This window comes from Streptomyces sp. NPDC043853 (assembly GCF_056436025.1).
In genome coordinates this window covers 83240-95335 of the sequence record NZ_JBWKDJ010000004.1, presented here as the reverse complement: position 1 = coordinate 95335, position 12096 = coordinate 83240, and the positions used below count along the sequence as shown (strand labels likewise).

Annotated in this window: 11 protein-coding genes and 1 tRNA gene; 6 read left to right on the top strand and 6 right to left on the bottom strand. The window is 72.6% G+C overall.

Annotation, left to right across the window (positions count from 1 at the left end):
* Positions 1–26: 26 nt before the first annotated feature.
* On the bottom strand, positions 27–800 hold the full coding sequence (locus AC067U_RS12685; protein WP_478829666.1) for an ABC transporter ATP-binding protein: 774 nt from the start codon (positions 798–800) through the stop codon (positions 27–29).
* Between the two features lie 394 nt (positions 801–1194).
* On the opposite strand from AC067U_RS12685, the gene AC067U_RS12680 reads away from it, so the two are divergent.
* Together AC067U_RS12680 and AC067U_RS12675 are read left to right on the top strand one after the other, a co-directional pair.
* Positions 1195–1276 (top strand) — tRNA-Leu (locus AC067U_RS12680).
* 172 nt (positions 1277–1448) lie between these two features.
* Complete coding sequence (locus tag AC067U_RS12675) at positions 1449–2306, top strand: Bax inhibitor-1/YccA family protein (protein ID WP_478829665.1); 858 nt, start codon at positions 1449–1451, stop codon at positions 2304–2306.
* 144 nt (positions 2307–2450) lie between these two features.
* Here AC067U_RS12675 and AC067U_RS12670 read toward each other — a convergent pair whose 3' ends face one another.
* On the bottom strand, positions 2451–2681 hold the full coding sequence (locus AC067U_RS12670) for a DUF4287 domain-containing protein (protein WP_478829664.1): 231 nt from the start codon (positions 2679–2681) through the stop codon (positions 2451–2453).
* 104 nt (positions 2682–2785) lie between these two features.
* Here AC067U_RS12670 and AC067U_RS12665 point away from each other — a divergent pair, with 104 nt between their 5' ends.
* Positions 2786–3166: a hypothetical protein gene (locus AC067U_RS12665; protein ID WP_478829663.1), complete on the top strand. Its 381-nt coding sequence runs from the start codon at positions 2786–2788 to the stop codon at positions 3164–3166.
* On the opposite strand, the gene AC067U_RS12660 is transcribed toward AC067U_RS12665, so the two are convergent.
* From AC067U_RS12660 to AC067U_RS12650, 3 genes are all read right to left on the bottom strand, one after another.
* Entirely contained in the window at positions 3150–3968 is an 819-nt protein-coding gene (locus AC067U_RS12660) for a hypothetical protein (protein ID WP_478830099.1), read from the bottom strand. The two genes, AC067U_RS12665 and AC067U_RS12660, sit on opposite strands and share 17 nt — an antisense overlap.
* 326 nt (positions 3969–4294) lie before the next feature.
* On the bottom strand, positions 4295–5515 hold the full coding sequence (locus AC067U_RS12655) for an acetyl-CoA C-acetyltransferase (protein WP_478829662.1): 1221 nt from the start codon (positions 5513–5515) through the stop codon (positions 4295–4297).
* Between the two features lie 418 nt (positions 5516–5933).
* Positions 5934–6986, bottom strand: coding sequence for an SGNH/GDSL hydrolase family protein (locus AC067U_RS12650; protein ID WP_478829661.1), 1053 nt, complete (start codon positions 6984–6986; stop codon positions 5934–5936).
* A 144-nt stretch (positions 6987–7130) separates the two neighbouring features.
* On the opposite strand from AC067U_RS12650, the gene AC067U_RS12645 reads away from it, so the two are divergent.
* Both AC067U_RS12645 and AC067U_RS12640 read left to right on the top strand, forming a co-directional pair.
* On the top strand, positions 7131–8516 hold the full coding sequence (locus tag AC067U_RS12645; RefSeq protein ID WP_478830098.1) for a cystathionine beta-synthase: 1386 nt from the start codon (positions 7131–7133) through the stop codon (positions 8514–8516).
* A 417-nt stretch (positions 8517–8933) separates the two neighbouring features.
* Positions 8934–9779 (top strand): MurR/RpiR family transcriptional regulator, encoded by an 846-nt coding sequence (locus AC067U_RS12640; protein WP_478829660.1) that lies wholly within the window; start codon positions 8934–8936, stop codon positions 9777–9779.
* Positions 9780–9849: 70 nt separating this feature from the next.
* Here the strand turns inward: AC067U_RS12640 and AC067U_RS12635 are convergent, their stop codons facing one another.
* Positions 9850–11004, bottom strand: coding sequence for an FAD-dependent oxidoreductase (locus AC067U_RS12635; protein WP_478829659.1), 1155 nt, complete (start codon positions 11002–11004; stop codon positions 9850–9852).
* 105 nt (positions 11005–11109) lie between these two features.
* Here AC067U_RS12635 and AC067U_RS12630 point away from each other — a divergent pair, with 105 nt between their 5' ends.
* Positions 11110–11664: a TetR/AcrR family transcriptional regulator gene (locus tag AC067U_RS12630; protein WP_478829658.1), complete on the top strand. Its 555-nt coding sequence runs from the start codon at positions 11110–11112 to the stop codon at positions 11662–11664.
* Positions 11665–12096 lie beyond the last annotated feature (432 nt).

Below are 12096 nucleotides of genomic sequence, written 5' to 3'. Positions count from 1 at the left end.
GGCCGTACGGCGGGGCTGCCGGACGGTCAGCTGGTGCGGCCCTTGGCGTCGAAGTCCTTCATCCGGTCGAGCACCTGGTCGGGGCTCGGGCTGTGCATCTCGTCGACGATCCGGCCGTCGGCCAGGAAGATCACGCGGTCCGCGTAGGAGGCGGCCACCGGGTCGTGGGTGACCATCACGACGGTCTGGCCGAGCTCGCGCACGGAGTTGCGCAGGAAGCCCAGCACCTCGGCGCCCGAGCGGGAGTCCAGGTTTCCGGTCGGCTCGTCACCGAAGATGATCTCGGGGCGGGCGGCCAGCGCGCGGGCCACGGCCACGCGCTGCTGCTGGCCGCCGGAGAGCTGGGTGGGCCGGTGGGAGAGGCGACCGGACAGGCCGACCATCTCGATGACCGTCTCCAGCCACTGCTTGTCGGGCTTGCGGCCGGCGATGTCCATGGGGAGCGTGATGTTCTCCAGGGCGGTCAGCGTCGGCAGCAGGTTGAACGCCTGGAAGATGAAGCCGATCTTGTCCCGGCGGAGCTGGGTGAGCTGCTTGTCCTTCAGTGCGCCGAGCTCGGTGTCGCCGATCCGGACCGAGCCGGAGGAGAAGGTGTCCAGGCCCGCCACGCAGTGCATCAGGGTGGACTTGCCGGAGCCCGAGGGACCCATGATCGCGGTGAACTGCCCCTGGTGGAAGTCGACGGAGACGGTGTCCAGGGCGACCACCCGGGTCTCGCCCTGGCCGTACACCTTGGAGAGACCGGTGGCGCGCGCGGCCACGGCCTGGGCGGTGCGCGGGGCGTGGTTCATGGTGGTCACTTCGGTGCTCCTGTCGGGGCGGGGGACGCGTTCAGCGGGACGTTTCCATCCTCCTGGCGCCGGCCCGGCCCGGGATCAGCCGCCGAGCCCGTTCCCGGGGGGACCGCAGTCTGACGGCGGGGGGCGGGCGTACGACTCTGGTATGACGGCCCCCTCGGGGCAGGGGTGGCCCGGGGTGGCGTACGGCCGTGCCGAACGGCGTCGAAATCCCGTCATTTACGAATCGGGGACGACCGCCTCGCACAGGGGGCCGATCCTGGTGTTCTGTTAGCTGACGGTCACTCAGTCCCCAATAAAATCAGACAACATCGGAAAGAAGGCCGTCTGATGCGAGCGGTGTTCCGGTTAGGCTCACCATTGCGTTCACGGTTTTTGCACAAGAGCCGCACGCCTGGCCCGGATGGTGGAATGCAGACACGGCGAGCTTAAACCTCGCTGGCCTTCGGGCCGTGCCGGTTCGAGTCCGGCTCCGGGCACTCGCAGGCCGCCCCCTCCTTCCGGGGCGCCCGGCCCGGCGGAGCCCGCCTCTTTTGTCCACTGCGCTTCGCGCTGCCTTCTCCTAAGATCCTCCTCCAGCAGTAGAGTGATTTCTTTGCTAACGCATTACTCTTGATGCAAGGCCGCGCACGGTGGCCATGGAGGAGTGAGATGAGGAGCAGCAACCCGGTCTTCTCGCGACGGGGGTTCAGCCGCGACAACGGCGGCTACGCGGGCTTTGGCGCGCAGCCGCAGATGCAGGCCGGGACCGCGACCAACCCGTACGCGACCAACCCGTACGCCACCGACCCGCAGACCGGCATGCCGGCCGCCCCGGTCGCCGGCGGCGTGATGACCATCGACGACGTCGTGAGCCGTACGGCCATGACCCTCGGCACGGTCATCCTGACGGCCGTCCTGTCCTGGGTCCTGCTGCCCGTGGACCCGGCCAACATCAACAAGTCGTACGGCATCGCCGTCGGCGCCGCCCTCGTGGCGTTCGTCCTGGCGATGGTGCAGTCCTTCAAGCGCAAGCCCTCGCCCGCGCTGATCCTGGGCTACGCGGCGTTCGAGGGCGTGTTCCTCGGCGTGATCAGCGCCGCGGTCAGCACGTACATCTCCACGGGCGTCGTCATCCAGGCCGTGCTCGGCACGATGTGCGTCTTCGCCGCCGTGCTGTTCGCGTACAAGATGCGCTGGATCCGCGTCACCCGCCGCTTCTACGGCTTCGTGATGGCGGCCGCGCTGGGCTTCATCCTGCTGATGGCCGCGAACGCGCTGTTCGCGGTGTTCGGCGGCGGTGACGGCCTCGGCTTCCGATCCGGCGGCCTGGGCATCCTGTTCGGCGTCATCGGCGTGCTCCTCGGCGCGGCCTTCCTCGCCCTCGACTTCAAGCAGGTCGAGGACGGCGTGACCTACGGCGCCCCGCGCGAGGAGTCCTGGCTGGCCGCCTTCGGCCTGACCATGACCCTGGTCTGGATCTACCTGGAGCTGCTGCGGCTCTTCTCGATCCTCCAGGGCGACGACTAGTCGCAGGAGTCCACGGGATTCCACCGGAGTCCACGCGGTCGGCCCGGTGCCGGCCGCGACGGGGAAGGCCCCGCGAGCAACGCTCGCGGGGCCTTCCCGCGTTCGCGGACCGGACCGGGGCGGGCGGGCCGGCACCGGGCGGGGTCAGCCGAATTTTCTGGCGGCCCGGCGGAGGTCGTACTCGTGGAGGATGGCCTTGGCCTGGCCGTACGAGAGTTCGTACGCGCCGCGCAACCAGCTGAGTTTCTCCTCGAAGCGGACGAGGGAGGGGCCGTCGTCGACGGCCTGGAGCCAGTCGGACAGGTCACGACCGGTGGACTGCGGAATGCGGTCGATCATGTTGCGGTGGGTCTGCTCGGAGAACTCTACGGACATGGGCGCCTCCGGGGGTATGGCCGTGGTGCTGTTCTCTTCACGACACCATTCCGCAGTGTTCGCCTGTTGGCAATGGTGCCCGGACGGCGCGTAAGGTCGCTCGGGTGCTTGATACTTCGCCCCTGGACGCCGCCGTGGAACGTTTCGCCGACCGCCTGAGGGCCGCGCCGCAGAGCCGGCTGCAGCAGGGCGCGGCGGCCGAGGCGCTGGCGCTCGCACGGGAACTGGCGGTGCGCGCGCAGCGGCTGGAGGGCGTGGCGGAGCCGCGCGAGATGCCGGACGCGGGGCTCTTCGCGGTCGGGGACCAGGTGGCGGTCGCCGGCCGGGACCTGGCCGAGGCGCTGCGGCGGTTCACCCGGGAGGACGTACGGGAGGACTCCGGACAGGACGCCGGGGAGGGCGCGGACAGCGGGACGGCCCCGTCCGGGGATCTGGACGAGGCCGTGCGGCTGGTGGAGCAGGCGGAGATCAGAGCGATGCGATGACCCGGTCCGCCAGGATGTAGACGTTGCTGTCGGGGTCTTCGGAGTCCCCGCAGGAGAAGGTCAGGGCGTACGCGCCGGAGATCCCGGAGCCGCCCAGCAGCACCGGTGCGGTGCCCGACCGGAGCGCCTCGGCGAGTCGCTCGGCGGTCTCCCGGTGCCCCGGGGTCATGCACAGCGTGGTGCCGTCGGTGAAGACGTACACGTCCAGGGTGCCCAGCGGGCCGGGGCGGACGTCCGCGAGGGCCGTACGGGCCTCCGCGAGCTCCTCCAGCCGACTGACGGTGCGCTCGTGGTCGGCACCCGGGTGGGGCTGCACGGGCACGAAGTCGGGGTGCGAGGGGTGGCGCCGGCGCGCGGCGGCCAGCTCGGCGGAGTCCGCCGCGTGCTCGGGGTGGTCGTCCTCGAAGACCGCCTCCTCGGCCGGACGCGGCTCCAGGCCCACCAGGTCGGCCTGCCGGGGCAGGTAGACCGGGCTGTCCTCGCCCAGGCCGGTCAGGCCGCCGAGCAGCGAGGGGGCGTCGGCGGCGTCACGGGCCTCCTGCGCGGCCCAGAAGGCCCGTGCCTCGGCCAGCTCGCGCTCGCGCTCCTCGGCGAGGGCCTCGGCCACCGCGGCTCGTATTTCGGCGGCGGGGGTCTCCCCGCCGTGGCGGGCGTGCGGAACGGTCGCACCGCGCAGGTGGACCGAGGCCGCGAGCTCGTCACGCAGGGACGAGACCTGCTTGCGGAGACCGTGGACGGCGTGCAGCGCAGCAGCGCCCACGGCCGTGGCAGCGGCCGTGGTCAGCAGCAGGGCAAGAGACATGGCGCTCACTGACTAACTCCTGAGGTGATTCGATCCCCCGACTTCCTACAACAGCTTGTCCCGACAAGGGAATGGCGTGCAGTGCATTACGTCACGAAATGGACAGGGCTTTCGTCACGCCGGGCCCTCCCGGATATGCGTTGACCTGCAAAAACGCCGATCCCCCAGGACGAATGTCACATCCTGGGGGAGATTTGGTCACAAAACGGCCGCGGCGGGATTAGATTCGGCGTCAGTACGGCGCAACGATCTTGCCAACTCCTTGGGGCGTCTGGGGAGGGCTCGGGTCGCGCAGTCGACCGCCTACGGTCCGTACCGGCCCGGGACTAGCTGAGGCGCTCGATGACCATGGCCATGCCCTGGCCGCCGCCGACGCACATCGTCTCCACGCCGAACTGCTTGTCGTGGAACTGCAGGCCGTTGATCAGAGTGCCGGTGAGCCGGGCACCGGTCATCCCGAACGGGTGACCGACGGCGATGGCCCCGCCGTTGACGTTCAGCTTCTCCAGGGGGATCTCCAGGTCCCGGTAGGAGGGGATGACCTGGGCGGCGAAGGCCTCGTTGATCTCGAACAGGTCGATGTCGCCGACGGTCAGGCCGGCCCGCTTCAGCGCCTGCCGGGTGGCCTCGACCGGGCCCAGGCCCATGATCTCGGGGGACAGGCCGGTGACGCCGGTGGAGACGATCCGGGCCAGCGGGGTCAGGCCCAGCTCGCGCGCCTTGGTGTCGCTCATGATGACCACGGCGGCGGCACCGTCGTTCAGCGGGCAGCAGTTGCCCGCGGTGACCAGCCCGTCCGGGCGGAACACCGGCTTGAGGCCCTCCACGCCCTCCAGGGTGACGCCGGCGCGCGGGCCGTCGTCCTTGCTGACCACGGTGCCGTCCGGGGTGGTGACCGGGGTGATCTCCCGCTCCCAGAAGCCCTTCTTGATGGCTTCCTCGGCCAGGTTCTGCGAGCGGACGCCGAACTCGTCCATGTCCCGGCGGGTCACGCCCTTGAGCCGGGCCAGGTTCTCGGCGGTCTGGCCCATCGCTATGTACGCGTCCGGGACCAGGCCGTCCTCGCGCGGGTCGTGCCAGGACGAGCCCTCGCTCTGGGCGACGGCGGCGGTCCGGGCCTCGGCCTCGGCGAACAGCGGGTTGTGGGTGTCGGGCCACGAGTCCGAGTTCCCCCGGGCGAAGGAGGACACCATCTCGACACCCGCCGAGATGAAGACGTCGCCCTCGCCCGCCTTGATGGCGTGCAGCGCCATCCGGGAGGTCTGCAGCGAGGAGGAGCAGTAACGGGTGATCGTGGTGCCCGGCAGGAAGTCCATGCCCATCTGCACGGCCACGATGCGGCCCAGGTTGTTGCCCTGCTCGCCGCCGGGCAGGCCGCAACCCAGCATCAGGTCGTCGATCTCACGAGGGTCCAGCTCGGGGATCTTCGCCAGTGCGGCCTGGATGATCGTGGCGGTCAGGTCGTCCGGCCGGATGTCCTTGAGGGACCCCTTGAAGGCGCGCCCGATGGGCGAGCGGGCGGTGGAAACGATGACGGCTTCGGGCATCGGGACTCCAAGGAGGGGTGTGCGGCTGTGCGGACCGGATGCGAAGTTACCGCCCCGTACCGTCGGGGTCACCGCCTTCGCGGTGTGATGCGGGCCCCTTTTTCCACGAACCCCCTGCTCCCCAGGGCCTTGCCCGCTCCCACGCCCCCGAAACCACAGGCTGGCGCTCGGCAGCCGGCCCACCCCAGCCCGTCCCGCCGCCGGGGGAGTGCCGGCCGTGCCTCGGCCGTGCGGGGCGGGCGCGTCGGACCCGTCCGGCGGCCGTGTGGGCAGTCGTGCCGCTCGAGCAGGGGGGACCCCCATCGCCCTGCGGAACGCCTGCCCACACCTCCGGCGGAGGCCCGCCCACACCTCGGCGGGGCCGTCCGGGCCTTGGCGGGGGCCGTCCGGGCCTTGGTGGGGCCTGGTCGAGGTGCCGTCAGGCCGGGTGGGGCTCGATCGTGTCGGCGGGGCCGCCGGAGGCGGTCGCTTCGGCCGGCGCCGGCTCCGGAGAGGACTCCGGGGCCGGGAGGCGCCGCCGCCTGCGGTGCTTGAGGAGCGCCCACGGCCCACGCGCCGCGGTGACCTCCGTGCCCGCCTGCCCCGCCGCCGCGGACGCCGCCTTCGCCACCGGCAGCATGTCCTCGTCCCGCGACACGTCCAGCCGGTCGGACTCCGGCCACACCCCCAGCGCCGCGCACAGCGTGGGCAGCACCGCCATCGCCGCCGTCGCGTACCCCTCGGCCGACGGGTGGTACGAGTCCGGCCCGAACATCTCCCGCGGGTTCGCCGCGAACTCCGGCCCCAGCAGGTCGCCCATCGACACCGTCCGGCCGCCCTGTGCCACCACCCCTATGGTCTGCGCGGCCGCCAGCTGCCGGGACAGCCGCCGCGCCAGCCAGCGCAGCGGCTGGTACACCGGCTCGATCGTCCCCAGGTCCGGGCAGGTCCCGACGACCACCTCGGAGCCCGCCAGCCGCAGCCGCCGCACCGCCGCCGTCAGCAGCCGTACCGACTGCGTCGGCGGCATCCGCCGGGTCACGTCGTTCGCACCGATCATGATCACGCACACGTCCGGCGCGGGCCGGTCCCCGTCCAGCAGCAGTGAGACCTGACGGTCCAGGTCGTCGGACATCGCCCCGGACAACGCGACGTTCCGCATCTCCACCGGCCGCTCCGCGACCGCCGCCAGCCCCGAGGCCAGCAGCGCCGCCGGGGTCTGCCGGGCCCGCCGCACCCCCAGCCCGGCCGCGGTCGAATCGCCGAGCATGGCCAGCCGCAGCGGCCCCGGGCTCAGCTCGGGGCCGCCGAACTCGGTCCCGTACAGCCCGTCCGCCCGCGGCGGGTCGGGCAGCCCCGTGCCCACCGTCCGCTTCGCCAGCTGGACCTCCGCCAGGACCACCCCCACAGTCGCGACACCGAGCAGGCCCAGCCCGCCCCCTCCGTACGCCGCGCCCGCCGCGATGCGGCGGGCCGTCCTCGCTCTGGACACCCTTCGTGCCACCTCCTCGTCGCCGGACGGGTGCCGGACTGTCTGTCCGCTTCCTGCCCGTTAACGACGCTCGGCCAATCCCTTTCCGCATACTCTGGCGGCACCTCCCGGAGAACCCGTGGAGTCCCGTCCCTGGAGAACATGGTGCAATTCCACGACTCGATGATCAGCCTCGTCGGCAACACCCCGCTGGTGAAGCTCAACCGTGTGACCGAAGGACTTCAGGCCACCGTCCTGGCCAAGGTCGAGTACTTCAATCCGGGCGGCTCCGTGAAGGACCGCATCGCCCTGCGCATGATCGAGGCCGCCGAACAGAGCGGCGCCCTCAAGCCCGGCGGCACCATCGTGGAGCCGACCAGCGGCAACACGGGCGTCGGACTCGCCATCGTGGCCCAGCAGAAGGGCTACAAGTGCATCTTCGTCTGCCCGGACAAGGTGTCGATGGACAAGATCAACGTCCTGCGCGCGTACGGCGCCGAGGTGGTCGTCTGTCCGACCGCCGTCGACCCCGAGCACCCGGACTCGTACTACAACGTCTCCGACCGGCTCGTCCGTGAGACCCCGGGCGCCTGGAAGCCCGACCAGTACAGCAACCCGAACAACCCCCGTTCGCACTACGAGACCACCGGCCCCGAGCTGTGGGAGCAGACGGACGGGAAGATCACCCACTTCGTCGCGGGCGTCGGTACCGGCGGCACCATCTCCGGCACCGGCAACTACCTCAAGGAGGTCTCCGGCGGCAAGGTGAAGGTGATCGGCGCCGACCCGGAGGGCTCCGTCTACTCCGGCGGCTCCGGCCGCCCGTACCTGGTCGAGGGCGTCGGCGAGGACTTCTGGCCCACCGCCTACGACCAGAACGTCGCCGACGAGATCATCGCGGTGTCCGACAAGGACTCCTTCCAGATGACCCGCCGCCTGGCCAAGGAGGAGGGCCTGCTGGTCGGCGGCTCCTGCGGCATGGCCGTGGTCGCCGCCCTGCGCGCCGCCGAGGGCCTCGGCCCGGACGACGTGGTCGTCGTCCTCCTGCCGGACAGCGGCCGCGGCTACATGAGCAAGATCTTCAGCGACGAGTGGATGTCGGGCCACGGCTTCCTGGAGGACACGGGCCCGTCGGCGCGCATCGGGGAGGTCCTCGCCGACAAGCAGGGCACCATGCCCTCGCTGGTGCACATGCACCCGGAGGAGACCGTCGGCCAGGCCATCGAGGTGCTCCGCGAGTACGGCGTCTCCCAGATGCCGATCGTCAAGCCGGGCGCCGGCCACCCCGACGTGATGGCCGCCGAGGTCATCGGTTCCGTGGTGGAGCGCGAGCTGCTCGACGCCCTGTTCACCCAGCGGGCCGCGCTCTCCGACCCGCTGGAGAAGCACATGAGCGCGCCGCTGCCGCAGGTCGGCTCCGGCGAGCCGGTCTCCGACCTGATGGAGGTGCTCGGCGAGGCCGACGCCGCCATCGTCCTGGTCGAGGGCAAGCCCACCGGCGTGGTCAGCCGCCAGGACCTGCTGGCCTTCCTCGCCAAGGGCGCCAGGTAACAGGGCGTGCGGGCGCCCGCCGGACCGTGAACCGGCACGAAGCCGACACGTGACGGCAGCACCCGCTTAACACGCCTCCGGCACAGTGGTGGATGTCGGCAGGACCCGCCCCGACGGGCGGCCCGGCCGGCACCACCGAACGGCGTCGTGCACCTCCGGAGCGGCTCCCGGACCGTACGCACGCCATGGACGCGGACCCCGGCCCTGACCAGGTCGCCCGTGTCCTCCAGGCGGGGACCGCCGTCGTCCCGCCCCCCGGCCCGAGGCCGGGGGTGCGGCGGTCCCCGCCTGATTTTTTTTGCGTCCGGGGGCGGCGCGGCCGTCCAGCCCTTGGGCCCCCGCTTGCCGTCCTGCATAGGTGCATGCAGAGTGCTGCATGACTGAATACAGTTGCACCCGGACGGAGGACACCCCCGCATGACCGACAGCCCGGCCGCCCGGCTGCAGAAGCTGTTCGAGGGGCACCGGCTGACGCCGACCCAGCGCCGCATCGCGCACTGCATGGTGCGCGGCGCCGCCGAAGTGCCCTTCCTGTCCAGCGTGGAGCTCGCCGAGCTCGCCGGTGTCAGCCAGCCCTCGGTCACCCGGTTCGCGGTCGCGCTCGGCTTCGACGGCTACCCGGCCCTGCGCAGGTACCTCCGCGAGGTCGCTCCCGCGGAGCCGCCCCGCGCCGCCGGCCAGGCCGAGCACAACTCCTACCAGCAGGCCGTGCACGCCGAGATCGAGAACCTCCGCCACCTGGCCGAGATGCTCGCCGACCCCGGCCCCGCAGAGGAGGCCGGCCGGGTGCTGGCCGGCTCCGTCCCGCTGCCCGTGCTGGGGTTGCGCGCCGCGTCCTCGCAGGCGCGCGGCTTCGCGTACTTCGCGGGCAAGGTGCACCCCGACGTACGGCTGCTCGACGAGGGCGGCTCCATGCTCGCCGACCGGATCGACGCGGCCGCCGGCGCCGGTGCGACCGCCCTGCTCTGCTTCGCGCTGCCCCGGCACCCGCGCGAGGTCCTCGAAGCCCTGGAGTACGCCCGGTCCACCGCCGGCCTCACCGTGGTGACCGTGGCCGACTCCGCGTTCGCCCCGGTGGCCCGCCACTCCGACCTGCTGATCCCGGCCCCGGTGGGCACCGGCCTGGCCTTCGACACCGCCTGCGCGCCGATGTTGCTCGGCCGGGTGCTGCTGGAGGCCATGGCCGACGCCCTGCCCGGCGCCCAGGCCCGCCTGGAGTCCTTCGACGCGAAGGCCGCCGCCCGCGGCCTCTTCGTCGAGTAGCCCCGCCCCGCCTCCGCCCCTTTGCCCGGCCTCCGCCCGGTGCCTTCGCCCGGTGCCTCCGCCCGGCGGCTCAGCGGTAGTTCAGCTCGGCCAGTTCCGTCGCCAGCCGGGTGCGCAGCGCGGGGATCCGGGCCAGCAGTGGCAGCACCGCGTTGCGCGCCGAGCGCAGGATCCCGTTCCGGGTCGTGGCGACCCGGGTCATCCGGTCGGTGAGGGCCACCACCCGCAGGGCCACCGGGCGCCGGCGCGCCTCGTAGCCGTCGAGGTCGCCGGAGGCCAGGGCGCGGCCGAGGGCGTGGCCGTCCTGGATGCCGGTGTTCATGCCCTGGCCGCCGGCCGGGCTGTGCACGTGCGCGGCGTCCCCGGCGAGGAACAGCCGCCCGGCGCGGTAGCGGTCGGCGACCCGGTGGTGGATCCGGAACCGGGACGACCAGACGAGCGAGGTGACCGTGGCCTGGCCCGGGGCCCGCTCGTCCAGCAGGCGGCGGACGAAGGCGAGGTCCGGTTCGGCGGGTGCCTCGTCGACGGTGGCGACGATCCGGTAGCGCCCGCCGGGCAGCGGAGCGACCACGGTGAGGCCGGCGGCGGCGAAGGTGAGCGAGACCTCCCCGGCGCCCGGCGCCCAGTCCATGGCCACGTCGGCGAGGACGAAGGACTCCGCGTACGCGTTGCCCGAGAAGGGGATCCCGGCGGCCTCGCGGACCGAGCTGTGCATGCCGTCCGCGCCCACGGCGTACGCGGCGCGCAGGGTCTCTCCGGTGGCGGTGGTCAGGGTGACCCCCTCGGAGTCCTGGGTGACCCCGGTGACCTCGTAGGGGCGGTGCACCTCCCCGCCGAGGGCGCGCAGCCGGTCCAGGAGCACGGCCTCGGTCTCGTACTGGGGGACCATCAGCGCGTACGGGTGGGCGGTGGCCAGGCCGCCGAAGTCGATCGCGGCGAGCGGGCGGGCCCCGTCGCGGATCCGGAACCGGCTGACCGGGTTGCCGCGGCCGACGAGCTCGGCGGACAGCTTGCCGCTCGGGTCGAGCTCGTCGAGGACCTCCAGGGTGCGGGCGTGCACCACGGCCGCGCGGGAGGTATTGGCTCCCTCGGCCTGTCGGTCCAGGAGCACGAAGTCCACACCGGCCCCGGCGAGGGTCACGGCGAGGGCGAGGCCGGTCGGGCCGGCGCCCACGATGGCGACCTCGGTGCGGGCGGGCAGCGGGAGTGCGGCGGTGCTGGTCATGGCGGCCTCCTCCAGGTTGCCAACATTTGTTGGCCAACGTCTGTTGACTCAAGGGTGCGCCGCCCCGACTGGAAAGTCAACAGGCGTTGGCCTACATTTGTTGGCATGACAGCGCGAAAGTCGGACGAGACCAAGGCGGCGATCCTGCGGGCCGCCCGGGACCGGTTCGCCGCCCACGGATACGAGCGCACCACCATCCGCGCCGTCGCGGCGGACGCGGACATCGACCCCTCCATGGTCATGCGGTACTTCGGCAGCAAGGAGGGGCTCTTCGACGCCGCCCTCGCCGTGGACCTCCGGATGCCGGACCTCACCGCCGTCCCGGCGGCGGACCTCCCCGCGGCCCTGGTCGCCCACTTCGTGCGGCGCTGGGAGTACGACCCGGCCGACGACGCCCTGCTGGTCCTGCTGCGCTCGGCGGTCACCAACGAACAGGCGGCGGCCCGGATGCGCGAGGTCTTCGCGGCCCAGGTCGCCCCCGCCCTGGCCGCCGCTCTCGGCCCCGACCGGGCCGCCCGGTCCGCGGGCCTGGTCGCGGCCCAGCTCCTGGGCCTGGCCCTGACCCGCTACCTGCTCCGCCTCCCCGCGGTCACGGCCCTGGACACCGCCGCCCTGACCGCCGCCTACGCCCCGGCCATCGCGGCGACGCTGCGGGCCTGACCCCCGCGCGCGTGAAGGGGGACGGCTCAGACCGGGCGCCATACCGCGTGTACGGCGGCCAGGGCGAGCTCTCCGCCGGACGCGGCCCCTGTTCCGTCGTGGCCGGCCAGCGCGAACGCCCGGGCACGAAGGCGGTGACCATCCACGGCGGGTCGGCTTCCGGATCGGCGTCGACCACCTGTGCGGTGTAGTGCCCGCCGACCCGCCGGGCGGCCTCCACCTCGGTCCGGAAACGGGCCCGGAAGCCGGGAAGCGCTGCCAGTTCCGGACGGGCCGGCTTCACGGCCACCAGCCGCCCGCCACGGGAGCGGCCCTTGTGCACCCGGCCCATGCCGCCCTCGCCGAGCTTCGCGAGGATCTCGAACTCGCCCACCTGCCGCGGATCGTCGGGACCGAGTGCCTGCATGCGCCGCCTCCCCCTCCGTCTCCCGC